Source organism: Amycolatopsis palatopharyngis (genome assembly GCF_003385185.1).
Taxonomy (GTDB): Bacteria; Actinomycetota; Actinomycetes; order Mycobacteriales; family Pseudonocardiaceae; genus Amycolatopsis; species Amycolatopsis palatopharyngis.
In genome coordinates, this window is record NZ_PQHZ01000008.1 from 35771 (window position 1) to 60492 (window position 24722).

Annotated in this window: 24 protein-coding genes and 1 riboswitch; of the genes, 13 read left to right on the plus strand and 11 right to left on the minus strand. The window is 70.9% G+C overall.

All coding sequences use genetic code 11. The features are described from left to right. Positions 1 to 122: 122 nt before the first annotated feature. Positions 123 to 413 (plus strand): DUF6343 family protein, encoded by a 291-nt coding sequence (locus tag D0C15_RS08270; protein WP_116042459.1) that lies wholly within the window; start codon positions 123 to 125, stop codon positions 411 to 413. Between the two features lie 3 nt (positions 414 to 416). Here the strand turns inward: D0C15_RS08270 and D0C15_RS08275 are convergent, their stop codons facing one another. Further along, positions 417 to 1334 carry an ROK family protein gene (locus D0C15_RS08275; RefSeq protein ID WP_116042461.1) on the minus strand — a complete coding sequence of 306 codons (918 nt, stop codon included), beginning with the start codon at positions 1332 to 1334 and terminating at the stop codon, positions 417 to 419. A gap of 242 nt (positions 1335 to 1576) precedes the next feature. On the opposite strand from D0C15_RS08275, the gene D0C15_RS08280 reads away from it, so the two are divergent. The 4 genes from D0C15_RS08280 to D0C15_RS08295 all read left to right on the plus strand — a co-directional run bounded on the left by D0C15_RS08280 (position 1577) and on the right by D0C15_RS08295 (position 3502). Then, positions 1577 to 1789: a CbtB domain-containing protein gene (locus D0C15_RS08280; protein ID WP_116042463.1), complete on the plus strand. Its 213-nt coding sequence runs from the start codon at positions 1577 to 1579 to the stop codon at positions 1787 to 1789. Positions 1790 to 1801: 12 nt separating this feature from the next. Then, positions 1802 to 2572, plus strand: coding sequence for a CbtA family protein (locus D0C15_RS08285; protein WP_116042466.1), 771 nt, complete (start codon positions 1802 to 1804; stop codon positions 2570 to 2572). 67 nt (positions 2573 to 2639) lie between these two features. Further along, positions 2640 to 3272, plus strand: coding sequence for a hypothetical protein (locus tag D0C15_RS08290; protein WP_116042469.1), 633 nt, complete (start codon positions 2640 to 2642; stop codon positions 3270 to 3272). After that, on the plus strand, positions 3272 to 3502 hold the full coding sequence (locus D0C15_RS08295) for a helix-turn-helix domain-containing protein (protein ID WP_116042471.1): 231 nt from the start codon (positions 3272 to 3274) through the stop codon (positions 3500 to 3502). The genes D0C15_RS08290 and D0C15_RS08295 overlap by 1 nt, the downstream gene beginning before the upstream one ends. Here the strand turns inward: D0C15_RS08295 and D0C15_RS08300 are convergent. Beyond that, positions 3477 to 4445 (minus strand): cobalamin biosynthesis protein, encoded by a 969-nt coding sequence (locus D0C15_RS08300; protein WP_116042754.1) that lies wholly within the window; start codon positions 4443 to 4445, stop codon positions 3477 to 3479. The two genes, D0C15_RS08295 and D0C15_RS08300, sit on opposite strands and share 26 nt — an antisense overlap. A 51-nt stretch (positions 4446 to 4496) precedes the next feature. Here D0C15_RS08300 and cobU point away from each other — a divergent pair, with 51 nt between their 5' ends. The 3 genes from cobU to D0C15_RS08315 are packed head-to-tail and all read left to right on the plus strand — an operon-like array spanning position 4497 to position 6969. Next, the gene (cobU, locus tag D0C15_RS08305; protein WP_116042474.1) at positions 4497 to 5159 is read left to right on the plus strand and encodes a bifunctional adenosylcobinamide kinase/adenosylcobinamide-phosphate guanylyltransferase; all 663 of its coding nucleotides are present in this window, start codon (positions 4497 to 4499) and stop codon (positions 5157 to 5159) included. After that, complete coding sequence (cobT, locus tag D0C15_RS08310; protein ID WP_211323123.1) at positions 5156 to 6205, plus strand: nicotinate-nucleotide--dimethylbenzimidazole phosphoribosyltransferase; 1050 nt, start codon at positions 5156 to 5158, stop codon at positions 6203 to 6205. The genes cobU and cobT overlap by 4 nt, the downstream gene beginning before the upstream one ends. Positions 6206 to 6237: 32 nt before the next feature. Further along, positions 6238 to 6969 carry an adenosylcobinamide-GDP ribazoletransferase gene (locus D0C15_RS08315; RefSeq protein WP_116042759.1) on the plus strand — a complete coding sequence of 244 codons (732 nt, stop codon included), beginning with the start codon at positions 6238 to 6240 and terminating at the stop codon, positions 6967 to 6969. Here the strand turns inward: D0C15_RS08315 and cobC are convergent. Genes cobC through D0C15_RS08335 form a run of 4 tightly spaced genes read right to left on the minus strand, consistent with a single transcriptional unit; the run spans position 6949 to position 12050 of the window. Further along, a complete protein-coding gene (gene cobC, locus D0C15_RS08320) occupies positions 6949 to 8028 on the minus strand; it encodes an Rv2231c family histidinol phosphate aminotransferase CobC (protein WP_245975640.1) in 1080 nt (359 codons plus the stop codon). The genes D0C15_RS08315 and cobC overlap by 21 nt on opposite strands. After that, positions 8006 to 9355, minus strand: coding sequence for a cobyrinic acid a,c-diamide synthase CobB (locus D0C15_RS08325; RefSeq protein WP_116042479.1), 1350 nt, complete (start codon positions 9353 to 9355; stop codon positions 8006 to 8008). The genes cobC and D0C15_RS08325 overlap by 23 nt, the downstream gene beginning before the upstream one ends. 28 nt (positions 9356 to 9383) lie before the next feature. Next, entirely contained in the window at positions 9384 to 9998 is a 615-nt protein-coding gene (gene cobO / locus D0C15_RS08330; protein ID WP_116042482.1) for a cob(I)yrinic acid a,c-diamide adenosyltransferase, read from the minus strand. 6 nt (positions 9999 to 10004) lie between these two features. After that, positions 10005 to 12050: a magnesium chelatase subunit D family protein gene (locus D0C15_RS08335; protein ID WP_116042485.1), complete on the minus strand. Its 2046-nt coding sequence runs from the start codon at positions 12048 to 12050 to the stop codon at positions 10005 to 10007. A gap of 71 nt (positions 12051 to 12121) precedes the next feature. Next, positions 12122 to 12227, minus strand: a riboswitch (adenosylcobalamin (AdoCbl) riboswitch). A 95-nt stretch (positions 12228 to 12322) separates the two neighbouring features. On the opposite strand from D0C15_RS08335, the gene cbiE reads away from it, so the two are divergent. Together cbiE and cobM are read left to right on the plus strand one after the other, a co-directional pair. Then, entirely contained in the window at positions 12323 to 13549 is a 1227-nt protein-coding gene (gene cbiE, locus D0C15_RS08340) for a precorrin-6y C5,15-methyltransferase (decarboxylating) subunit CbiE (RefSeq protein ID WP_245975641.1), read from the plus strand. 139 nt (positions 13550 to 13688) lie between these two features. Next, complete coding sequence (gene cobM, locus D0C15_RS08345) at positions 13689 to 14453, plus strand: precorrin-4 C(11)-methyltransferase (protein WP_116042487.1); 765 nt, start codon at positions 13689 to 13691, stop codon at positions 14451 to 14453. 28 nt (positions 14454 to 14481) lie between these two features. On the opposite strand, the gene D0C15_RS08350 is transcribed toward cobM, so the two are convergent. Continuing rightward, positions 14482 to 15570, minus strand: a complete 1089-nt coding sequence (locus tag D0C15_RS08350; RefSeq protein ID WP_116042490.1) for a cobalt-precorrin-5B (C(1))-methyltransferase — start codon at positions 15568 to 15570, stop codon at positions 14482 to 14484. A gap of 21 nt (positions 15571 to 15591) precedes the next feature. Here D0C15_RS08350 and D0C15_RS08355 point away from each other — a divergent pair, with 21 nt between their 5' ends. From D0C15_RS08355 to D0C15_RS08365, 3 genes are all read left to right on the plus strand, one after another. Then, a complete protein-coding gene (locus tag D0C15_RS08355; RefSeq protein WP_211323124.1) occupies positions 15592 to 16383 on the plus strand; it encodes a cobalt-precorrin-6A reductase in 792 nt (263 codons plus the stop codon). Next, positions 16380 to 17045, plus strand: coding sequence for a 5,6-dimethylbenzimidazole synthase (gene bluB / locus D0C15_RS08360; RefSeq protein WP_245975642.1), 666 nt, complete (start codon positions 16380 to 16382; stop codon positions 17043 to 17045). Before D0C15_RS08355 ends, bluB begins: the two co-directional genes overlap by 4 nt. Before the next feature lie 77 nt (positions 17046 to 17122). Continuing rightward, positions 17123 to 20299: an arabinosyltransferase domain-containing protein gene (locus D0C15_RS08365; protein WP_245975643.1), complete on the plus strand. Its 3177-nt coding sequence runs from the start codon at positions 17123 to 17125 to the stop codon at positions 20297 to 20299. A gap of 47 nt (positions 20300 to 20346) precedes the next feature. Here the strand turns inward: D0C15_RS08365 and D0C15_RS08370 are convergent, their stop codons facing one another. From D0C15_RS08370 to D0C15_RS08385, 4 genes are read right to left on the minus strand one after another with little or no spacing between them, the layout of a single operon-like run. Continuing rightward, positions 20347 to 21900: a precorrin-2 C(20)-methyltransferase gene (locus D0C15_RS08370; protein ID WP_116042496.1), complete on the minus strand. Its 1554-nt coding sequence runs from the start codon at positions 21898 to 21900 to the stop codon at positions 20347 to 20349. Then, positions 21900 to 22523: a precorrin-8X methylmutase gene (locus D0C15_RS08375; protein ID WP_116042498.1), complete on the minus strand. Its 624-nt coding sequence runs from the start codon at positions 22521 to 22523 to the stop codon at positions 21900 to 21902. The genes D0C15_RS08370 and D0C15_RS08375 overlap by 1 nt, the downstream gene beginning before the upstream one ends. Then, positions 22520 to 23722: a precorrin-3B synthase gene (gene cobG / locus D0C15_RS08380; RefSeq protein WP_116042768.1), complete on the minus strand. Its 1203-nt coding sequence runs from the start codon at positions 23720 to 23722 to the stop codon at positions 22520 to 22522. The genes D0C15_RS08375 and cobG overlap by 4 nt, the downstream gene beginning before the upstream one ends. Positions 23723 to 23769: 47 nt before the next feature. Next, the gene (locus D0C15_RS08385) at positions 23770 to 24708 is read right to left on the minus strand and encodes a hypothetical protein (RefSeq protein WP_211323125.1); all 939 of its coding nucleotides are present in this window, start codon (positions 24706 to 24708) and stop codon (positions 23770 to 23772) included. Between the last annotated feature and the right edge of the window lie 14 nt (positions 24709 to 24722).

The window sequence follows — 24722 nt, forward strand, 5'->3', positions numbered from 1 at the left end:
CGGGGAACATCACTGTCCCTGGTCCGGCCCCCGAGACCGGAGCGGTCCCGCGCACAACGGCGTGTGCGGGCCCGCTTCGCCACCAGGGGTTGACGAGGGCACCGGCCGGGTATCCCCTTGCCATGGCGGACAACGACAGGGGCAGGCGGCGTACTCGTGCGGAGTACGCACAGGGCCTGCCCGACTACCACGACCCGACCGGCGGGTTCGGCGGCGCCGCTCCCGCCTACAGCGCGCTCACCCTGCGCATCGTGCTGGCTGCTGCCGGTCTGCTGCTGGCCCTGGCCGCGGCCGTCTACTTCGCGACCCAGGGAGTCGTCTGGGCGGTCGTCGTGCTCGGAGTGTTCGCCCTCGCCAGCGCGATCGATCTCGGCTGGGTGATCCACCGCAAACGACGCGGCGAACCGGGCTGACGCTCACGGCTCGACCGCGTCCCAGGCCAGCAGGCCCGCACCTAGACAACCAGCCTCCGCGCCCAGCTCGGCCAGCAACAGCCGTGGCACGCGCTGGAACGGCAGGTTCGCGTTCAGCCAGCGCTGGACCGGGTCCAGCAATACGGCACCGGCGTCGAAAAGTCCGCCGCCCAGAACCACGGCTTCCGGCGCGACGAGGGTCGCCAGCACGCGCAGCCCCTTACCGAGCCCCTCGGTGGCCTCCCGCAGCACGTCTCCCGCGATCTCGTCTCCTGCGGCGGCCGCCCCGAACACCTCGGCGGCTCCGGCCACCGCGGCTCCCGAGCGTTCGCGGTAGCGTCGCGCGATTCCACCCGCCGACGCCACCACCTCGAGGCAGCCGGTCGAGCCGCAGCCGCAGGGCAGGCCGTGCCCGATGTCGACGTGCCCGAGCTCCCCCGCATGCCCGCCTGCCCGGTAGGGCCGCCCGTCGAGCAGCAACGCGGCGGCGATTCCGGTGCCGACGGGAACGACCGCGACATCGCGGTACCCGCGAGCGGCACCGAGCCGCCACTCGGCCAGCCCACCGGCACTCACATCGTGACCGAAGACGACGGGCATACCGAGACGATCCCGCAGCATCGCCGCCAGCGGTACGTCGCGCCAGCCCAGATTCGCCGCGAAGCGCGCGATTCCGGCGTTCTCGTCGACGATGCCGGGCACGACCGCCCCGGCCGCCACCGGTCGCAACCCAGTTGCCGCACTCATTTCCGCTGTCATAGCGGCGATCAGATCGGCGACCTCACCAGGAGGAACGGCACCGTCGACGGCCGCTGGCACGGTGCGGCGCAGTGCGGCGAGCCGCCCGCCACCGCTGTCGAGCAGTGCCGCCTTGATGCTGGAACCGCCGACATCGAACGCGGCGACAACGGGAACGTTCATGCCCGCATTCTGCTGCCCGGGTTCGCGGCCCCTCGCCGAGCATCACACTCGCGCCGCATTGACAGGGCAAAGCGGGCGATCATACGCTCCATCCAATTGAGCGATGGTGACCGGAAGCCGGTGAGAATCCGCGCGGTCGCGCCACTGTGACCGGGCCCCGAATCCCGAATGGGCCCGGAAGTCAGACCCGACACCTTCGCAACCGTTCCAACAGGGCCGCGTTTCGCCCACGGAGGTTCTCTATGACGCACGCCACGGTCGCTGCGGCGCAACCCGTTCCGGTCAGCATCCCGATCCGACAGATCCTGCCGTGGGCGGTGTTCGTCGGCATCCTCTCGTTCATCCTGTTGTACTTCGTCAGCACCGAGGAGGGCGTCACCGCGCTGTTCTCCGGTGGCTACGTGCACGAGTTCGTGCACGACGGCAGGCACCTGCTCGCGTTCCCCTGCCACTGACAGGGTGTGGCGATGAGGAACCTGCTGGTCCGCGGGATGCTCGCGGGTCTGATCGCCGGTGCGCTCGCGACCGTGTTCGCCTATTTCTTCGGCGAGCCCTCGTTGAACGCGGCCATCGGCATCGAGGAAGCTACGGGCGGTGCCCACTCGCACGCCAATGCCGGTGCTCCGCGCCAGCACGGCGCGGAGTCCACTGAAGACGAACTCGTCACCCGCGGCGTGCAGAGCACGATCGGACTGTTCGCCGGGGTAGGTGGTTACGCCGTCGCGGTGGGTGGCCTGTTCGCGCTCGCGTTCGCGTTCCTGCACGGGCGCGTCGGCAGCCTGCGGCCCCGGCTCACCTCGGCACTGCTGAGCGGCTGCGCGTACGCCGTGGTCGTCCTGGTGCCGTTCCTGAAGTACCCCGCCAACCCGCCCGCGGTGGGCCGGGGCGCCACAATCGGTTCACGCACCGCGCTGTACTTTGGCTTCCTCGCCCTTTCGGTCGTGTTCGCCATCGCCGCCGTGTACGCGGGGCGACGGATCGCCGACCGGCTCGGCCCGTGGGCCGGTGGCCTGCTCGGCGCGGGCGGCTACGTCGTCGTGATGGCGGTATGTGCGGCGTCTATGCCGGTGCTCGACGAACTTCCCGCGGGGTTCCCCGGCTCGACACTGTGGACGTTCCGGATCGCCTCGCTCGGCACGCAACTGGTGCTCTGGACCGCACTCGGCCTGGTCTTCGGCACCCTCGCCGAACGCTTACTGACCGGCCGTACCACCGAGTCGGCTGTCATCGGGTCGTGAACTTGATCTATCGTTTATCGATGCTATCGTCTGTCGATAACATCGATAAACGATAGGAGATGCGGTCATGTCCTCCATCCGGAAGCGACTCGGCGAACCGCTGAGCACCACCGACAAGCGCCTCGTCACGATCTTCGGATTGCTCTTCGTCACGGCGTTCGCACTGGTCAACTACGGCACCGTCCGTGCGGCGACCACCGGGTGCACGGAGATCACCTACGGGGGCCCCACCTTCGCCAGCACCGTTCAGTCCGGTGTGGCCGTCACGGTGGCGACGAAGCGGGTATGCCCCGTAGACGGGCAGCTCTCCACGACAGATCTGTTCCTCTCCCTCGGCGCAACGCTGCCCGCACTGGTGTTCAGCGCGGGCGCCCTGCTCCTGCTCTGGCGGTTCCTCTGGGGCGCCGTGCGACCGGGACTGCACGCGCCGGTGACACCAGGTCGGCTGCGCACACTGGGCTGGTTCGTCCTCATCGGTGGTCCGGTCAGCGAGGGTCTCGGGCATTTCTGGACCTACGAACTGGCCGAAAGCCTGCTGGGCGGCGACGAATACCGCATGGGCGACTACTCCGCTTGGCTGCAGGAGTTGCAGATGGATTTCCCGTGGTGGTCGGTCTTCGCCGGGGTGTCCGCGCTCGTGGTGGCGAAACTGCTGCGGATCGAGGTCCGCATGGGTGAGGAACTGGAGGGCACCATCTGATGCCGCCGGAGGCAACGCACCGGATCCGCATCCACCTCGACGCCGTACTCGCCGAGCGGGGGATGACGGTCGCGGAACTCGCCGAGCGGGTCGGACTCACTCCGGTGAACATCTCGGTACTGAAGAACGGCAGGGCAAAGGCGATCCGGTTCTCGACACTGTCCAAACTGTGCGAGGTACTGGACTGTCAGCCCGGCGATCTGCTCACCTTCGACCGGCAGCGCGACTGAACCGTGGCCTGCCGGCGGCCGCCAGGCCGAAACCCGTTGCGAGCGCGGCCAAGCCGACCAGCCGTGACAGCCGCACGGCCCGGCGCAGGTCCCCGGCGCCGGGCGGCGGTCCTTGACCGAGCGGGCCTCTGTCCTCGACCCTGCCGCCGTAGCTGTTGCTGCCACCGAGCCGGACACCGAGCGCACCGGCGAACGCGGCTTCCACCGGTCCGGCGTTGGGGCTGGGGTGCCGGTGGGCATCGCGCCGCCACGCCAGCAGGGCGGCCTGCGAGCGGCCGGCCACCAGCGGTGCGCACAGTGCGGCGGCGGCCGCACTGAGGCGGGCCGGGATCAGATTCGCGAGATCGTCCGCACGGGCCGACGCCCAGCCGAACTCGGCATACCGTGGCGACCGGTGGCCGACCATCGCGTCCAGTGTGTTCAGCGCCCGGTACCCGAGCAGCCCGGGGAGTCCGGCCACGCCGCCCCAGAACAACGGCGCCACGACGGCGTCCGAGGTGTTCTCCGCGATCGACTCGGTGACCGCCCGCGCCAGCGCGGTCGCGTCAAGACCGTCGGGGTCACGCCCGCACAGGTGCGCGAGCCGCGCCCGTGCCCCCGCGATGTCGCCGGCGTCGAGCAGCCGGGCCATCTGCTCACCCTCCGTGGCCAGTCCGCTGCCGCCGAGCACGGCCCACGTCGCGACGGTGGTCGCCGCGAACCGGGCCGTGGCGTTGTTCCTGGTCCGTGCGGAGACCGCCAAGCCCGTGGCCGTGGCCCCACCCGCGCACAGCGCGGTGTACAGCACTCCACGGAACCGGGACGCGCTCCACATCCGCCGTTCCAGGGTCGCGGCGGCGTTGCCGAAGACGGCGACCGGATGTCCGCGCCGCGGATCTCCGAAGTACAGATCGGCCGCGTAACCAGCGGCTATACCGGCCGCTGTCGCGGTTCGGCGGGTCAACCTCGCGGACACCACAGCGAGGACCCTAATGCGTCCGCGACAATACCTCCCATGCCTCCCGCCAAGACCCCCTCCGCCCGCCCCACCCGACGGCTCGCCGAACTCGTGGCCGACCGGCTGGAAGCCGGGGCCAGGTTGCTGCGCCGGTTCTGCGGCACGCCCGACCGGGACGGTCGAGTGCTGATCCTCGGCGGTGTCCGTTCCGGCAAGTCCAGGCACGCGGAGCAGCTCATCTCCCGGTACCCGGCCGTCACCTACGTCGCTGGCGGGCTGCCGCCGGGTGACGACGATCCGGAGTGGGCCGCACGGGTGGCCCAGCACCGGGCTCGCAGGCCCGCCCACTGGCACACGATCGAATCCGCCGATCTCGCGAAGACGTTGCGTGAAGCGACGACCCCGCTGCTGATCGACTGCCTGGGCACCTGGCTCAGCCGGGTGCTCGGCGAGGTCGGGGCCTGGGACCAGCGCGAGGGATGGCAGGTTCGGGTGGACGAGCGGCTGGCCGACGTCGTGGAGGCATGGGCGGGGGCCAGGGTGCCGGTGGTGGCGGTGAGCAACGAGGTGGGCAGTGGGATCGTGCCCCCGACCTTCTCGGGCCGGGTCTTTCGTGATGTGCTCGGTGCGTTGAACAGCCAGATCGCCGCCCGCTCTGATGAGGTGCTGCTGGTCGTCGCGGGCCGGGCGCTGGAACTGAAGGAGAACGGAAGCCGATGACGATCTTCGAGGTAGCGCCGGTTCCCCGGCCGAGCGAGCGGGCCAGGATGGCCGCGCAGGAACGGCTGGACGGGCTGGTCAAGCCGCTCGGCGCGCTCGGGAGGCTGGAGGAACTCGCGGCGTGGCTCTGTGCCGCGCACGATCAGGTGCCACCACGGGCACTCGACGACGTGCGTGTGGTGATCTTCGCGGGCGATCACGGCGTGGCTGCCACCTCGGCGGTGTCGGCCTATCCCAGGGAGATCACCGCCGCGATGGTGCGGGTGTTCCTCGCCGGTGTCAGCGGGGTGGGTGTGCTTGCCGAGCAGGTGGGTGCACGCGTGCGGGTATTGGACATCGGGGTGGACGCCGATCTGGACGACGTCGCTCCGGAGATCACCGCGCACAAGATCCGGCGTGGGTCCGGTTCGATCGACGTCACCGACGCGCTGGAACCCGAGGAGACCCTGCGTGCCCTCGCCGCGGGCCGCGCGGTGGCCGACGCGGAGATCGACGGGGGTGCGGACCTGCTCATTCCCGGCGACATGGGCATCGGCAACACCACGGTGGCCGCCGCGCTGGTGGCGGCGATGCTGGGACTGCCCGCGGAGGAGGTCGTCGGCACGGGAACCGGGGTGGACGAGGCAGGCAGGGCGCACAAGGTATCGGTGGTGACGGCCGCGCTGGACCGCACGGGCAGGCACGAGGGCGACCCCGTCGCGCTGCTCACCGCACTCGGCAGCGCGTGCGCGGCGGCGACCGCCGGATTCCTCGTGCAGGCGGCGGTGCGTGGGGTGCCCGTACTGCTGGACGGCGTGTACTCCGGCGCGGCGGCCCTGCTGGCCGCGGAACTCGCACCGGGCGCACAGCGCTGGTGGCTGGCCGGGCACCGCTCGACCGAGCCTTCGCAGGCGTTCGCACTGAAGGCACTCGGTCTCGAACCGATCCTCGACCTGGGCCTGCGCCTGGGCGAGGGCAGCGGCGCCGTGCAGGCGGTGCCCGTACTGCGCTCCGCCCGTGCGGTGCTCGCCGGAATGGGTTCGCTGGCCGACCTCGACCTCGGCTGAGCGTGCACGTTCCGGTAGCCGACCCACTGCGGATGGCGTTGGGCACGCTCACGGCATTGCCGGTACCCGCACCACGCACCATCGACCGGCGGGTGGCCGCGGGCGCGATGCTGCTCGCCCCGCTCGCCGCCGTGGTGCTCGCCGTACCCGCCGGACTCGTCGTGTGGGCGGGCGACACTCTCGGGTTGCCCCCACTCGCCTCGGCCGTGCTGGCCGTCGCCGTGGTGGCGCTGGGCAGCAGGGGACTGCACCTCGACGGGCTGGCCGACACCGCGGACGGGCTCGGCGCATCCTACGACCGGGAACGAGCGCTGACGGTCATGCGCAAGGGTGATGCGGGCCCGTCTGGTGTCGCGACGCTGACGCTGGTGCTGCTCCTGCAGTGCGCCGCGCTGGCCGGGGCGATCGAGGCTGGACACGGTGTCGTCGCGGTGGCCGTGGCCGTCGTCGGCGGCCGCGCGGTACTGGCGTTGTGCTGCGCCCGCGGCGTCCCCTCGGCCCGACCGGAGGGGCTGGGGGCGACGGTGGCAGGCGCCGTGCCCATCACCGCAGTGGTGCTGGTGCTGGCCCTCGTCGGCGGACTCGCGGCGTTCGCACCCGGCGTCGCGTGGTGGCGAGGCCCGCTCGCGGTACTGCTCGGCTGCCTTGCGACGGCGGCGCTGCTGGCGCGCTGCGTCGCGCGACTCGGCGGGATCACCGGCGACGTCCTCGGCGGCTGTGTCGAGGCCGCCACCGCCGCCGCACTACTGACCCTCGCCCCCTAGCTCCCCCGCCCTAACTACCGCGCTTTCCCGGGAAAGCGCGGTAGTTAGGGTGGCGAGGAAGCCGCGGATGGTGGGCTCGTCACGGACGGCGATCCGGAGCCAGTCCGGGCCGAGGCCGGGAAATGTGTCTCCCCGCCGCACGGCGTATCCGGCAGCACGCAGTTCCGCCCGCACGCGCTCGCCCCCGGGCACGCGCACCAGCACGAACGGCGCCCGCGGTGTGCCCGCCACCTCGACTCCGAGCGCCTCCAGCCCCGCGACGAGGAACTCCCTGTCCCGCACGGCCTCCTTCGCCAGTGACTCGGCCTCCGCCTGCGCGGCACGGGCGCTGCAGGCGGCCATCGCCGTCGCGGCAAGGCTCGACACCGACCAGGGCGGCTGCACGGCGCGCAATCGGCGCACCACGTCCGGTTCGGCCAGCACATATCCCGCCCGCAGCCCGGCGATGCCCCAGGTCTTGGTCAGGCTGCGCAGCACGACGAATCCAGGAATCCGTTCCCCGGCAAGCGTTTCCGGCTCCCCTGGGATCGCGTCGAGGAAGGCCTCGTCCACCACGACGAGACGGCCTGGCCGACCGAGCGCGCGTACGGCGGACGCCGGGTGCAACACGGAGGTCGGATTCGTCGGATTGCCCACGAACACCAGATCGGCGTCCTCCGGCACGGCCGTGGGGTCCAGGGTGAATCCGTCCTCGGCCCGGAGCGCCACTCGCGTGACGGGATGTCCCGCCGCCCGCACCGCGGCCTCCGGCTCGGTGAACTGTGGATGGACAACCGCGACGCGCCGCGGGCGCAGTGCGGTGGCCAACAGGGTGAACGCCTCCGCGGCACCCGCCGTCGGCAGCACGTCCTCGGCTGCTCGCCCGTGCCGGACGGCGATGGCAGCGGTCGCGGCCCGCACGTCCGGGTAGGCCGCCAGCAACGGGACCGCGAGTTCGAGCTCACGACGCAACCACTCCGGCGGAGCGGGCAGGCGCACGTTCACCGCGAGGTCCACCAGGCCATCGCCCACCTCACGGTCACCATGATGGCCGAGGTCAAACTCCATTGTGGACCGCATGGGCGAATCGTTGCGCGACACCGGGATGTCCCGCCCAGTGCACGTGCAGGTATGAGGCGTGCAGGGTAGGGGTCGCGAAACCGTCGGAGTGCTCATCCCACTGCCATGCCGGGTGAACGCCGGCTCCCGGCAGCACCTCGGTGCGGTGGAACTCGTGGCCGGTCACCTCCTCGCCACTGGGGGCGAGCAGTGTGTCCGCCGGTGCCGTCGCACGCCGGTAGCCGAGCGCTCCCCGCTCGGTCATCCGGGCACGGGCGTCCAGCGCGCCCACCATCGGCAGGCCATCCAGTTCACGGCAGAGGTACAGCAGCCCCGCACACTCGGCCACCACCGGCATACCGCGTCCGATCGCACCGGCGACCACCTTCCGCAGCCGTACGTTCGCGGACAACTCCTCGGCGTGTACCTCGGGGAATCCGCCGCCGAAATACAGCCCCGCGCAGTGTTCGGGCAATTCGGTGTCGTGCAACGGATCCAGATCCACGACGTCGACGCCCGCCGCTTCGAGCAACTCCGCCGTCTCGGTGTAGCGGAAGGTGAAGGCCTCACCACCCGCGGCCGCGACCACAGGACGCGCACCTCGTGTGGCTGATGGGGTCACCTCGTGCGCGGGATCCCACGCGACGCCGGGCAGCGCAGGCGCGGTGTCCGCGACCCTGCGCACGGCGTCGAGGTCCACTCCCCCGGCGATCCACGCGGCCAGCCGGGGCAGGAACCGCTCGGCCTCGGCGGCCCGTTCCGCCACCGGCACCAGACCGAGATGCCTGCTCGGTGCGTGGATCTCCGTGGTTCGGCGTAGTGCGCCGAGAACCGGGATCCCGGTGGGACGCAGCGCCGCACGGATCTCGTCCTCGTGCCGCTGCGAGCCCAGTTTGTTCAGGATGACACCGGCGAGGCGTACGTTCGGGTCGTAATTGGCGAATCCGAGCACCACAGCCGCGACGCTGCGACTGGCCGCGGAGGCATCCACCACCAGCACGACAGGAGCGTCGAGCAACTGGGCGACGTGCGCCGTGGAGGAGTAGCCCTCGGTGCCGAGCATCCCGTCGAACATCCCCATGACGCCTTCGATCACGGCGATCTCGGCCCTGCGGGCACCGTGCAGAAACAGGGGAACCACCCGCTGTTCCCCTTGCAGGAAGGGATCCAGGTTACGGGCGGGCAGGCCGGTGGCGAGGCAGTGGTAGCTCGGGTCGATGAAGTCGGGGCCGACCTTGTGCCCCGACACGGCGACGCCACGTTCGGAGAACGCGGCCATCAGCCCCGCGGCCACGGTGGTTTTGCCGTGCCCGGACGCGGGGGCCGCGATGATCAACCGGGCTACCATCGGGCCGCCTCGCGCACTCGTACCGCCGTCACCACTCGATGCCCCGCTGCCCCTTCTGACCCGCGTCCATCGGATGTTTGACCTTGGTCATCTCGACGACCAGATCCGCCGCGTCGATCAGCGCGGGTGGCGCGTTGCGGCCGGTGATCACCACGTGCTGGCGCCCTGGACGTTCGCGCAGTGCCCCCACGACGTCCTCGACGTCGATCCAGCCCCAGTGCAGCGGATAGGTGAACTCGTCGAGCACGTAGAAGTCGTGCCGTCCCTCGGCGAGCCTGCGGCTGATCTCCGCCCAGCCCTCACGCGCGTTGGCCGCGTGGTCTTCCTCGGTGCCCTGCTTCCTGGACCAGCTCCAGCCCTCGCCCATCTTGTGCCACTCCACCGGACCCCCCTGCCCGCTGGACTCGTGCACCTCACCGAGGGCGCGCAGCGCGGACTCCTCGCCGACGCGCCACTTCGCCGACTTCACGAACTGGAACACCCCAATGGACCAGCCCTGGTTCCAGGCGCGCAGCGCCATCCCGAATGCGGCGGTCGACTTACCCTTCATTGGTCCTGTGTGGACGACCACGAGCGGACGGTTTCGCCGCTGCCGTGTGGTGAGTCCATCGTCCGGGACGACGTCCGGCTTTCCCTTCGGCATATCAGCTCACGCAGCCTTTCCGGTCCTGGCCCGCACCTCGCCTGCGAGCGATCCCGCCGCGACCTCGCCGAGCGGAACATGTTCCGCACCGAGTCTGGCGGCCAGTTCGGCGGCGAGCCCGAGGCGCATCCGCCCGGACTCGCAGTCCATCACCACGGTGCTGACCCCGGTGCCCGCGAGCAGCCCGGCCGCGGCCTGCGAACGGGCGACGGCGTCGGGTCCGCTGGTGGCCCTGCCGTCGGTGACGACCACGAGCAGCGGCCTGCGTCGTGGATCGCGGATCGCTTCCACCCGCAACACCTCCGCCGCCCGCAACAGCCCTTCCGCCAATGGGGTCCGGCCCCCGGTGGGCAGGCCCTCCAGCCGGGCGGCGGCTGTCTCGACACTGATCGTCGGCGGGAGCGCGACCTGCGCCTCGGCCGCGCGGAACGTCACCAGGCCGACCTTGTCCCTGCGCTGGTAGGCGTCGAGCAGCAGGGACAGTACGGCCGACTTCACCTCACCCATCCGCGAACGCGCACCCATCGAGCCCGAGGCGTCCACGCAGAACAGCACGAGGTTGCCCTCCTTGCCCTCGCGCAGCGCATAACGAACATCCGGTGAACGGACGACCAGCCCGGGCCCGCTGCGGCCCCGCGCACGCTGGTGCGGCGCGGCAGCCCGCACGGTCGCCAGCAGATGCGGCCCGCCTTCCCGCACCCCCTGCGGCCGCACGCCCACGATCCGGCCCGTGTCGGTGACGGCGCGCGACCGCCGTCCCTGCGCCCCGGCACCCGTCCCGGTCACGGTGAACAGCCGCGCCCGATACGACCCGTCCGCCCCCACGGTCCGCTCCCCCGCGTTCTGGTCGTTCCGCCCCTCGTCTTTGCAGTTTTGGGGCTCGTCTTTGCAGTTTTGGGGCTCGTCTTTGCAGTTCTCGTCGGGCCGCTGCCCCGAACCGGGCCCATCGTCGTCCGGCCCCTGGTCCTCAGGGCCCTCCCCCGGCGACTGCTCCCCCTGCTCGGCCGGGCCCTGCTCCTGCGGTTCCGGCGGGCTCTGCTCAGGAGTGCTGTCGCGCAGTACCTGCTCGAGCTGTTCGTCGTCGATGCCGGGCGCGTCGAAGGGGTTGCGCCTGCGCCGGTGCGGTAGCGCCAGCCGCGCCGCGACCCGCACGTCCTCGGTGCTCACGTGGTCCCGCCGGGACCAGGCCGCGTGGGCGATGGCCGTCCGTGCGGTGACGATGTCTGCGCGCATGCCGTCCACTTCGAACGCGGCGCACACCTCGGCGATCTGCAGCAGGGCGTCATCGGTGAGCACCACCGAGGGCAACAGTCGTTGGGCTGCCTCGATGTCGGCGGCGAGTTCTGTGTCCGCGTCCGCGTAACCGGCCGCGAAACCGTCCGCGTCGGACTCGTAGGCGAGCCTGCGGCGCACGACCTCCACCCGCTGCTCGGGCTCGCGACTCGATGTCACCTCCACGGTGAGACCGAAGCGGTCGAGCAGCTGCGGACGCAGCTCGCCCTCCTCCGGGTTCATCGTGCCGATCAACACGAAGCGAGCGGCGTGCGACACGGATACGCCTTCGCGTTCGACCGTCGCCCTGCCCATCGCCGCAGCGTCCAGCAAGGTGTCGACCAGATGGTCGTGCAGAAGGTTGACCTCGTCGACGTACAGGAGCCCGCGGTGTGCACCGGCCAGCAGACCTGGCTGGTAGTCGGTCACTCCCTCGCCGAGTGCCCGCTCCAGGTTCAGCGATCCGACCACGCGGTCCTCGGCGGCGCCGACCGGCAGCTCGACCAGCCGGGCGGCTCGGCGCTGGCCGGGTGCCCCGTCCGCGTGTGGCCCGTCGGGGCAGCGTGGGTCCGGGCTCAGCGGGTCACAGGAGAACCTGCAGCCGTCCACGACGTCCACGCCGGGCAGCAGCCCCGCCAGCGCGCGCACCATGGTGGATTTCGCGGTGCCCTTCTCGCCACGGACCAGCACGCCGCCGATCGCGGGCGAGATCGCCGACAACACGAGGGCCAACCGCAGGTCCTGCATCCCGACCACGGCGGAGAACGGATACGGCCGCATACACAAAGCTCCCTTGCCACGAGTGGGTGTCCACGCCCACGCCGAACTGGCGCGCACCGGAGAACCGGCACGCGACGAGCACCAAAGCTCTGACTTCCGCTCGCCGCGCTGGGGCGGCGAGCGGTCACAGTGGCGGGACCGTCCCGGATTCGCACCGGGTTCCTCGGCGATCGTCGCGCCCGATCATCGCACACGTATCGAGCAGTACCGGATCACGAAGACGTGATAAACCCGACCGCCCCGGCGACGATCGACCGGCTAGCGTGCCTGTCGTGTCAGCAGAGCGACCGGCCCAGCTTCCGATCACCGTCGTGGGTGTCGGCGCGGACGGCTGGAGTGGGCTCGGCACGCAGGCTCGGGACGCGGTCCGGACGGCGGAGGTGCTGCTCGGCGGCCCCCGCCAGCTCGGTCTCGTCCCCGACGAGGGGGCCGAGAAGGTGCCCTGGCCGAGCCCGCTGCTGCCGAACCTCGAAACGACCCTCACCGCGCACGCGGGACGCAGGATCTGCGTGCTCGCCAGTGGCGATCCCCTGCTGTCCGGCATCGGCACGACACTCGTCCGGCGGCTCGGGGCTGAGCGGGTGCGCATCCTGCCGGGTGTTTCGTCCGTCACATTGGCGCGCGCCCGGCTCGGGTGGTCGGCCGAGGACGTCGAGGTGGTCAGTGCTGTCGGGCGAGACGCGCACCGCGTGCTCAGGGCGCTCGCGCCAGGACGGAAGCTGCTCGTACTCAGCTCGGGGGCCAGCACGCCTGCGGATGTCGCCGCCCTGCTCACCGAGCACGGCTACGGGGCCAGCGAACTGACCGTGCTGGGTGAGCTCGGCGGGGCCGGCGAGCAGCGGCTGTCAGGTAACGCACGCGACTGGTCGCGGCCGGAGGTCGCGGCACTGAACGTGCTCGCCGTGTGCTGCCGCCTCGATCCTGGGGCGGTCGCACTCCCGCCGCTGCCGGGGCTGCCCGACTCGGCGTTCGAACACGACGGGCAACTCACCAAACGGGACCTGCGGGCGAGCACGCTCGCCAGACTGGCCCCGTGCCCCGGTGAACTGCTGTGGGACGTCGGCGCTGGCGCGGGCAGCGTCGCGATCGAGTGGTGCAGGGCGCACCCGGCAAACCGCGCGATCGCGATCGAGTCGGTGCCGGAGCGAGCGGCGCGAATCGAGCGCAACGCGCGCCATCTCGGCGTCCCGGACCTGCAGGTGGTGACCGGACGCGCGCCGGAGGTGCTGGCGGACCTGCCCACCCCGGATGCGGTGTTCGCCGGCGGCGGCGTCAGCGCACCCGGACTGCTGGCGGCCTGCTGGGCGGCGTTGCCCACGGGCGGGCGGCTGGTGGGCAACGGCGTGACGCTGGAGGCGGAGCAGGCGCTGGCGGCCGCGTACGCCGAGTGGGGTGGCGAGCTGGTTCGCATCTCGGTCGAGCAGGCCGCGCCGCTGGGTGGGTTCACCGGCTGGACCCCGGCGCGCGCGGTGACCCAATGGAACGGAGGCAAGGCATGAACGGGCCCGTCGCGACGCGAACGGAGCGGGTTGGGATGTCCCCAATGTGGCATTCGGGACATCTAACGTCCCGAATGCCACATTGGGGAACTACTCCCCCCGGCACAGCCGGAGCCCCGGACACCACCGGGGGCGGGGCATGACGGTCCACTTCATCGGGGCGGGACCGGGGGCCGCCGACCTGATCACCGTGCGTGGGCGGGATCTGCTGGCGCGCTGTGGCGTCTGCCTGTATCCGGGCAGCCTCACCCCGTCGGACCTGCTCGCCCACTGTCCGTCCGACGCCTACCTGGTGGACACGGCTGACCTCACACTGACCGAGATCGTCGGCGAGCTCACCGCGGCCCATGCCAGGGGCCAGGATGTGGCTCGGCTGTGTTCCGGGGATCCTTCCGTTTACAGCGCGGTCGCCGAACAGGCACGGCGGCTCGACGCGGCAGGTGTGCCCTACGAGATCACCCCCGGTGTGCCCGCGTTCGCCGCGGCGGCGGCCGTCCTGGGCAGGGAGCTGACCGTACCGACCGTCGGCCAGAGCCTGGTCCTGACCAGGGCGCAGGCCCGGTCCACCCGCATGCCCGAGGGCGAGAACCTCACCACCTTCGCCGCGAGTGGCGCGACGCTGGCCCTGCACCTGGCGATCAACCGGATCGAGCAGGTGGTGGACGAGCTGCTCCCGCACTACGGCGCGGACTGCCCTGTGGCGGTGGTGGCACATGCCAGCCAGCCCGGAGAGACCGTGCTGCGCGGCACCCTCGCCGATATCGCCAGGCAGGTCCGCGAGGCAGGCGTGACCAGGGCCGCGATGATCTTCGTTGGCCGGGTGCTGGCGGCCGAGGGTTTCCCCGACAGCTTCCTGTACTCGGCTACCCGCGAACGCTCGGCCCAGCCGCGCTCGCTGCCGTGAACGGTGCCGGGATCAGCACAGCACCGGATCAAGCCGGAGCGCGGCCGACGATGGTGCCCGCACGGTCGATGACCACGATGTCGACCTCGATCGGGGCGTCACGGAGCACGCCCACGCAGGTCTGCCGCGCCCGCTCGGCGACGAGGTCGCCGAGGTCCAGCCCGTCGGCCGTAGCCAGTTGCAGAGCGTGCAGCGCGCTGTTGGCCTGCCGGATCGGCTCGCTGAGGCCGGAGAATCCCGCGGTCGCGGCCAGCTCGGCGAGCAGGTCGAGGTCCACTCGGGACCGTTTGGAGTGCAGGTCAAGGAAACCGGCCGCGAGCTTGGAGAACTTCGCGAACCCGCCGGCCAGTGAGAGCCTCGGAACCGGATTCTTACGCAGGTACTTGAGTACCGCGCCGGCGAAGTCGCCCATGTCCAGCAACGCACTCTCCGGCAGCCCGTACAGCTCGGCCACCACCCGCTCGGACGTACTGCCGACGGCACCCGCGACGTGCTGGTGCCCCATCGCCCGCGCCACGTCGACGCCCCTGCGGATGCTGTCGATCCAGGCCGAGCAGGAGTACGGCACCACGACACCGGTCGTACCGAGCACGGACAATCCGCCCATGATGCCGAGGCGCGGGTTCCAGGTGTGGCGAGCCATCTCCTCGCCGTGCGGGATGGAAATCTCCACCTCGACGTCTCCAGCGGCCCCGTGCGCCTGCGCGACCCGGCGCACCGCTTCGGTCATCAGCTGCCGCGGCACCGGGTTTATGGCCGGCTCCCCGATCGGCAACGGCAGGCCGGGCCGGGTGATCGTGCCGACGCCGGAACCCGCGCTGAACGTCACCCCGGAACCGGGGGCGCCCAACGAGACCGTGGCGACGATCAACGCCCCGTGTGTGACGTCCGGGTCATCGCCCGCGTCCTTGATCACCCCGGCGCTCGCGGCCGTACGAGCCGCGTCGAGTTCCTCGGTGGCCAGTGCGAAACTCGGCCGCTTGCCCTTGGGCAGCAGCACCTCGACCGGGTCGGGGAACTCGCCGGTGAGCAGCGCGGTGTACGCGGCCGTCGTCGCGGCGGTCGCGCAGGCACCCGTGGTCCATCCGTACCGGAGCTGCTCGTTCGGTGCTGCCATCAGGAAAGGAATTATCGCCGCATGAACCCCGCCGACCTACAGGTGGCCCATCGGGCGACCGCGCGCCGGGTGCTCGTGCTCGGGGGCACGGCCGAGGCCAGGGCGCTCGCCGCCGAACTCGTGGCCGGCGGTGTCGCGGTGATCTCCTCGCTCGCGGGGCGGGTGAGCGCGCCGAGACTCCCCGAAGGTGAGGTGCGCATCGGGGGCTTCGGTGGACCCGAGAAACTCGCCGCATGGCTGGAGCGGGAGGCGATCACGGCCGTGGTGGACGCCACGCACCCCTTCGCGGAGCGGATCGGTACGTCCGCCGTCCGGGCCGCCGTAACGGCGGGGGTGCCGCTGCTCCGCCTGGAACGTCCCGGTTGGACGGGCGAGCGCGAATGGGACGACGTCGACTGGCGACCGGTCGACTCGCTGGCCCAGGCCGCGGCCGCGCTGCCCGGCCTGGGCGAGCGGGTGTTTCTGACCAGCGGCAGGCAGGGACTCTCCGAGTTCGCCTCCCTTTCCGGGCTGTGGTTCCTGCTGCGCTGTGTCGACCCACCCGAACCGCCGCTGCCGCCGCGAATCAAGGTGCTGCTCAGCCGCGGCCCCTATCGGCCGGAAAGCGAACTCGCGCTACTACGGGAGCATCGGATCGATGTTCTGGTCACCAAGGACAGCGGCGGGTCGATGACCTCGGCCAAACTCGTCGCCGCGCGCCGGCTCGGGCTTCCGGTGGTGCTTGTCCGGCGGCCACCACGCCCGGAAACGAACACGGTGACCAGCGTCGCGGACGCCGCACGCTGGGTGATCGAGCAGGAGGAACAACGGTGAGTATCGACCTGGAAACCGGGCTGGACGCGTTCTACGACGTACTGCGGCGACGCCGCGACGTGCGCGGCGAGTTCACCGGCGACCCCGTGCCCGCCGACGTCCTGGACCGGATTCTGGCGGCGGCCCACGCCGCGCCGAGTGTCGGTCTCACCCAACCGTGGGATTTCGTGCTCGTGCGGGACACCGCGACGCGGCAGGAGTTCGCCGAGCACGTGCGGGCCGAGCGGGACGTCTTCGCCGAGACACTGGACGGACAGCGCGGGAAGACGTTCTCCCGGATCAAGATCGAGGGCATTCTCGAGTCGAGCATGGGCGTCGTGGTGACCTACGATCCCGCTCGCGGTTCACCGGACGTGCTCGGCAGGCATGCCATCGCCGACGCCGGGCTCTACTCGGTGTGCCTGGCCATCCAGAACCTGTGGCTCGCGGCCACCGCGGAAGGTCTGGGGGTCGGCTGGGTCAGCTTCTACCGCGAACCGTTCCTGCGGGACCTGCTCGCGATTCCGGCCGGGATCCGCCCGGTGGCCTGGCTCTGCCTCGGCCCGGTGCGCGAACTCGCCGAGGTGCCGGACCTGGAACGGCACGGCTGGCGCACCCGCAGGCCGCTGTCCGCCGCGGTGCACCGGGAACGATTCCGGACAACCGAGTCTAATCCGGACTGACAAGGCGAACACACCACCTGGGCACGGACCCAACCCAGGTCGGGGCGGGTGAGGGCAGTTGGTTAGCGTTGACCTCGATGCCGCCCGCAAGTATGCCCACCCCGACATCCCGGGACACGACACCAGGTCCTGGGAACGAAGGGGCGGGTGCGAGCGCGAACCGGAACCGGTTCTGGCGGCGGATCGCGGTCGTCTTCGGGTTGATCGCGGCCGCGTGCGCGCTGTCGTTCCCCTTCCTGCCCATCACACAGGACACCGCGCGGATCGTCTGGCCCGCGGGCGGCGACACCACTCAGGTGAACGCACCACTCACCGGTTACTGGGCACAGGACCTGCAGGTGCGGATGTCGTGCGAGACGATCCGGTCGATCGACGCCCGCACTCCAGGGGAAGCGCTGCTGTTCTCCACCGTGCCCGCCGCGCGCACCGAGGAGGGGGCGGGCCTGCAGTTGCGGGTCGGGGACGGCCTACTGGTCGCCTCCAGCCGTGGTGAACAGATGGCTCGTCAGCCGCTTCCGGCCGACGGCTGCGACGTGCGCGTCGGCTCCGACGCCCTGAGTACGACGGTGAGTGTCGCCGGAACCCCGATCTACCACGAAGAGGGGGACGTCCGGCCGCGCGTACTCGGCATCTACACCGCCATCGACTCGGCGGAGGATCCGGTCGATGGGCTTTCGGTGTCGATCACGCCGGACACCCGGTACCAGTCCTCCCCCACCGCGATAAAGGCCGCCGTGGGCATTCTCGGCGTGCTGGCGATCGTCGCGTGCCTGATCGCGGTGAACCGGCTGGACGAGGGCGTGGCGCGGCGTGCACCGCGCTGGGCGCCCATCGGCTGGTGGCATCTGACGGGCCGGGACATCGTCGTGTTCCTCGCACTCGGCGCCTGGGTCTTCATTGGACCGGTCACCTCCGACGACGGATACATCCTCGGAATGGCAAGAGTCACCGAGGACGCGGGCTACCTCACCAACTATCACCGCTGGTTCGGGGTGGCCGAGGCGCCGTTCGGCTGGTTCTACCACGTCTACGAGCTGATGACGCACTTCAGCACGGCGCCTCCGTGGATCCGGCTGCCCTCGTTCGTGCTCGGAATCGTCAGCTGGTTGCTCATCAGCCGGGAGGTGATGCCGAGGCTCGGCAAGGAGGTCCGCACCAGCCGGGCGGCAGGCTGGGCCGCCGCCGCGGTGTTCCTGGTGTGGTGGATGCCGTACAACAACGGCGTGCGGCCCGAGCCGGTTGCCGCCGTGGGTTCCCTGCTGGCGATCTGCGCGGTGGAGCGGGCGCTGGTGACCCGCAGACTGCTGCCCCTGTGCCTCGGCCTGCTGGCGGCCGCGTTCACCCTGGCGGCGACGCCGACCGGACTGATCGCCGTCGCGCCCTTCCTGGTCGCGGGCCGCCCGCTGTTCCAGTTGCTGCGCAACAGGGCGAACCGAGGCTGGCTGACCGTGCTCTCGCCGATTCTGGCTTCCGGGCTGCTGGTCCTGATCGTCGTGTTCGCGGACCAGACCTTCGCCACGGTCGGGGAGGCCACCCGGCTACGCAGCCAGGTGGGTCCCAGCCTGTCCTGGTTCGAGGAGCTCGCGCGCTACGAGCTGTTGTTCAGCAACACGGCCGACGGCTCGGCCACCCGCCGCTTCCCGGTGCTGCTGTTGCTGCTGTGTACCGGAACCTGCCTTGTGGTGCTGCTGCGCAGGGGACGGATCCCCGGCGCGGCGCTGGGGCCGAGCCGAAGGCTGATCGGCACGGTGGCGCTGTTCTTCCTGCTGATGGCGCTGACACCGACGAAATGGACGCACCACTTCGGGGCCTTCGCCGCCGTCGGCGCCGCGATGGCCGCACTGACCGCATTGGCGACCAGTTCCAGTGTGCTGCGCTCGAAACGCAACAGAGCCGGGTTCACCGCCGGGCTGCTGGTCGTCGCCGCGCTGGCCGCGACGGGCCCGAACGCGTACTGGTTCGTCTCCGGTTTCGGAGTTCCCTGGTTCGACAAGGCCCCTTCGATCGGTGGTCTCGGCCTCTCGACGATCCTGCTTCTCGGTGCCGCGGTGGCTACGGTGATCGCGTTCATCGAGAACGTGCGCGCCCACCGGCCCGGCCCACCCCTGCCCCCCGAACGGCGGGGAAGGGCCCTGAAGCTCGGCGCCCTCTCCCTGGTCGTGGTCTGCGGCTTGGTCGCCGCGAGTGAGTTCGCCAGCATGGCCAAGGCCATTCACAAACAACGGGACAGCTACAGCCTCGGCGCGGCGAACATCGAACACCTGCTCGGCAGCGGCTGCAATCTCGCCGACCACGTGATGGTGGAACAGGACCCGATCAACAGCATGCTCACGCCGCTGCCTGCCGGTTCGCAGCGGACCGTGGAGAAGGAGACCGGCGACCCGCCAGGAGATCTGCCGGACTCCGACGAGGGCAACGGCCGCTCACGTACGGGTTTCCACACCGAAGCGGCCTCCGGCGGTGACCCGATCGCCGAACCGCCGCACGGCTTCAGCACCAGCACCGTGGCGATGTGGAGCAGCTTCGAGGAGCGCAACACTCCCACCGGCACCCTGCGCACCGACTGGTACGACCTCGGCGAGCGCACTGCCGGCGGCCAGCTGGTTCTCGCTATCGCCGCGAAGTCCGGCAAGGCGACAACGGTCCGGGTGGAGTACGGCATGCCGACCTCGGATGGGACGAAGGTCGTCGGCAGCGCGATGGCACTCTCCGCGGGCGCCGGCAGCGGCGACTGGAGCGACGTCCGGCTCAACCTCGACGACGCCCCGCCCTCGGCGACGACGGCACGGATCGTGTCGGTGGACTCGGACTTCACCGAGGACGGCTGGGTGGCGGTGACCGCGCCGAGGATCCCCACGTTCACCACACTCACCGACAAGGTCGGCAACAAACCCGTGTACATGGACTGGCCGACGTCCTTCGTCTACCCGTGCCTGACCCCGGCCAAGACCCGCGACGGGATCAGCGAGGTGCCCGAATACCGGATCACGGCGAGTTCGCTCGCCTACGAGGGTGGCTGGGCGAGCAGCAAGGGCGGGGGCCCGAAAGGCTGGCTGGAGGAGATCGCCGACCAGCCGGAGGTGCCCAGCTTCCTGCAGGGGCAGCCGGACCAGCCCTGGGGCGAGCTGCTGGAGATCGACCCCTATGCCAAAGGCACCGCACCGACGGTGATCCGCGGCCAGGAGGTGCACCCCGGCTGGTGGTCCCCCGGCCCCGGTCCCGGCCAGCCGGACGGCAACCAGCCCACCCGCTGACCGGGGAGCGGCGAACGCGCGACACACCGCCACGCGTTCGCCGCCTGTCAGTACGTTCGCGGGGTCCAGACGACGCTGGTGCCGTCCTCCTGCTCACGGACGCGAGTGCGGGTGGAGCCGATGATCAGCAGGCAGCGCATGTCGACCTCGCTCGTATCGAACGAACCGAGCCGGACCACGCGCACCGATTCCTCGGGGCCACCGACGTCACGTGCGACCACCACGGGTGTTTCCGGCGTGCGATGGCGCAGCAACACGTCCCTCGCCGCCTCCAGCTGAGTGGTCCTGCTGCGGGAGGCCGGGTTGTAGAGGGCCACCACGAGATCGGCCGCGCCCGCGGCGTCGAGCCTGCGCTCGATGATCTCCCACGGCTTGAGCCGGTCGGACAGCGAAAGCACGCAGTAGTCGTGCCCCAGCGGCGCGCCGACCTTCGACGCGGCGGCCTGTGCCGCGGTGAGTCCGGGCAGGACCCGCACCGATACCCCGGCCCAGCGTCGCGCCCCCGGCTCGCTCTCGCCGTCCGCCTCGACCTGCTCCAGCACGGCCGATGCCATCGCGAACACTCCGGGGTCACCGGAGGACACCACGGCCACCTTCGCGCCTCGCGCCGCGAGGTCGAGCGCCTCGGCGGCCCGCTCCGCCTCGACACGATTGCCCGAGGCATGCCTGCGCTGCCCGGCCCGCTGCGGCACCTTCGCCAGGTACGGGCCGTAGCCCACCAGATGCTCCGCGGCGGCCAGCGCCTGCTCCGCCTCCGGGGTCAGCCACTGCGGGCCCGCGGGACCGAGCCCGACGACGACCACCTCACCGGCCGGGTCTTGCGAGCCCGCGGCGTCGGCCGTGGCTTCGGCAGTGCCCGAGGTCCGTGCGGCATACGCCGGGCTCGGTACGACTGCCAGCGAGAAGTAGGGCACCGACTCCGGGTCGACGTCGGCGAAGGGCTCCACCCGCTGTGCGCCCCAGGTCGCCCGCTCCACGTAGAAGGCTTCGTCGAGCTTGCCTGACTCGGCCAGCGCCTCGCGCACGGAGCCGAAGGTGCGGCCGAGCTTCAGTACGGCCGCCGCCTCGGTGTCGGCCAGCCGACGCGCCAGTTCCGGCGCGGGCAGGGTGCCGGGCAGCAGGGTGAGCACCTCGTCGCGCTGCACCAACGGCCTGCCCAGCACGGCCGATGCGGCACTCACCGACGTCACACCGGGGATCACCTGCGCGGTATAGCGGTCGGCGAGGCGTTCGTGCATGTACATATAGGACCCATAGAAGAACGGATCGCCCTCACAGAGCAGGACCACGTCCCGCCCCGCGTCCAGGTGCTCGGCGAGCCGCTTGGCGCTGAGCTCGTAGAAGTCGGCGATCGCGCCCTCGTACCCACCGGGATGATCGGTGGTCTCGGTGGTCACCGGGTAGACCAGTGCCTCCTCCAGCTGGCCTTCGCGCAGATACGGCTCCGCGACCGAACGCGCGATGCTGCGACGGTGCCGCGCACTGTGGTAGGCGATGACGTCGGCCTCGCCGATCACCCGGGCAGCCTTCACGGTCATCAGTTCCGGGTCACCGGGGCCGAGGCCCACACCCCATAGCGTGCCGGTCTTCGGGGCGGTCATCACTCCTCCTCCGTGGCGATGGCGTTGATGGCGGCGACGGCCATGGCGCTGCCGCCGCGGCGACCGCTTACGGTCAGGTAGGGCGCGGGGGCGCGGGCAACCAGTTCGTCCTTCGACTCGGCAGCGCCGACGAAGCCGACGGGCACGCCGACGATCGCGGCGGGCGCGCCGACACCTTCGTCCAGCAGCTCCAGCAGCCGGAACAGGGCGGTGGGGGCGTTACCGATCGCGACGACGGAACCGGGCAGCTTCTCGCGCCACAGCTCCAGTGCGGCGGCGGAGCGCGTGGTCCCCATCCGCTCGGCCAGTCCGGGCACACTCTGGTCGGACAGCGTGCAGAGCACCTCGTTGGCCGCGGGCAGTCGCTTGCGGGTGACCCCGCTGGCGATCATGTTCGCATCGCAGAGCACGGGCGCGCCGGCGCGCAGTGCCTCGCGACCCGCCTCGACGAACTCCAGTGAGTACCGCAGGTCCTCGACCAGGTCGACCATCCCGCAGGTGTGGATCATCCGCACCGCGACCGGTTCGAGGTCCGCGGGCAGGATAGCCAGATCGGCCTCGTCCCTGATGGTGGCGAACGAGTGCCGGTAGATCTCCGCACCGTCACGGATATAGTCGATCACGCGTTGTCTTCCCTTCCCGCAGGCGAACTCGCCAGCGAATTAACGAGCCTGCCAAGTGGCACCCAGGCGTCGTCCACCCGGTAGCCGTTGTCCTCGGCAAGCAGGTCGCGGTGCGCTTCCCGTGGCCTGCCACACCGCCGTTCACAGCCGGAGAAATGCGCCCTGGTCCCAGATGGCAGCGCCGTGCTTACACGAACAGCATCCGCACGAACGTCGGCCCGGGACTTGGCACAGCCGGGCTGCCCCGCACACGCGCTGATCCCGGCCCGGGGATCGGCGGCGTCGGTGACGAGGCCTGCCCGGGCGAGTTCGGTCAGCGCCGCGCCGGGAACACCGGGAAGCAGGATCGTGCGCCACGGTGTCACGACGACCTCGCCGGCCAGCGCGGCCATCAGTCGCAGCGCATCAGCGTCCAGTTGGCCGAGCACGGGAGCGACGCAGGCCAGCGTCCTGCCGTCGTCCGTTCGCTGCTCGCCGACAACCACGTGCTCGCCCGCCCGCATGGGCTCCGGTGGGAGTCGGCGGCCGAACGCCGCCAGCACGGTGGTCATCGCCTCGACGGCATCGGGCAGTTCACGGACGCGCCAGGCGGCCCCTTCGCCGGAACCCCTGAGCCGGAGGAACGTCGCGGAGGCGGTGACCAGTGCCTCGACTGCGCGCTCCCGGGGAATCCGCAACCCGCTGTCGGTACCGGCGAAGAGAAGCGCACCGGTCCTCGCGTCCACCGCCCGCCAGCACACGTCGGGGTCCTCGCCGGAAACGTCACCGCGCCCGTCGTCGAGGGCGAAGAGGAACCGGCCGGGCAGTGCGGCCAACTCGGGGCGGGCACAGACAGCCCGGTCCAGCTGGCGAACCAGTGCCCGGACATCGAGCAGCCCACCGCTCAGGCCGCTGGCAGGCGAGGCGAGGAAGTTGCGCACCCGCTCGTGTTCCGGGGCGGGCAGGAGACCGGCGCGAACCAGCCTGGGCACCAGTCCCGACTCGGTCCTGTTCAGCCCCCTGAGCTGCAGATTAGCTCGCGAAGTGAGGTGCACGAAGCCGTCGCCGAGATCCTCGGCGCAGTCCGCGAGGACGCGCAGTTGCCGCGCGCTCACCACACCACCGGGGAGGCGGACGCGCGCAAGTGCACCGTCAGCCGCGTCGTGTGTGGCGAAAACACCGGGACACGCGTCGGCGTGGGAGCGCTCGGCGGTCGGCATGCGGATCACTGTAGATGGCGGCTCCGACCCCTCAATTGAACCCGTGCTCAGGAGCCGGCGAGGCCAGCCTCGGCCAGCGCTGCCAACACCCGCTCACGCGCCGCGCGGTCCTCCCGGATCGACCTGCTGAGTTCCAGGTGCACGAACACCGCGCCATGCTCGGCCGCGGCCTTTCCCTGGACGTTGGTTCTGCCTTCCAGTCCAGTGCAGTGTCCCTCCCAGGCCCGGCAGATCACCCAGTCGTCATGGTCGAGTCGCGCAGCCAACCGCCGCACACTCCCGCCTGCTCGGGTCGCACCGGCGGATACCACGATGTCGACACCCGGCAGGGATCTGTCATCGAATCCGTGGAGCTGAACCTGGCCAAGTCCACGACCGGAAAACGCAGCGGAGAAGGCGTGGAACAGCGAATTCTGTTGGTGCGCCACGTCGGCCTCGGCGTCGGCGGCCCGTCTATGCGCCCCCGCGATCAGCATTATCGATCCGGGGATCCGCCGGAACAGGTCTACGCCCAGTTCCTCGGTGCGCAGGTCCGACCTCGGATGCGGCACTCCAACGACCAGCGCAGGCGGAGCAGAACGGTCGATCACGAACATTCCCCATGAACGAGCTGAACCGGAACTTGCGTTCGCGTGTTCGTCCGTGACAACCGTGAAGGGTCGTCCGGTCGCCGAGTCGACGTCATCCCGCACAGTGAAGCCGAGCGAACTCAGGCCTGCTTCTCCGACACCACCAGCTGACTGTCGGTCCTCGACCAGGGCGATGAGCGCGCGGACCCCAATTCGCCGCTGCTGCGCGCTGGGCGGCTGGTACTCCTGATCACGACTCAAACCGCCCACGAAGTCCCCGACCAGGTCGGAGAGGCCACCCGGCGGAGCGTCCTGTCGTTCCAGGACCCCGTCACGGCCAAGTGTGGTCAGCAGCACTCCCGTGATTGCCAGGGCGGCGCCCGTCGCGATCAGGATCCTGCCGGAGCGATGAAGCACGCCCGGAAGATTAG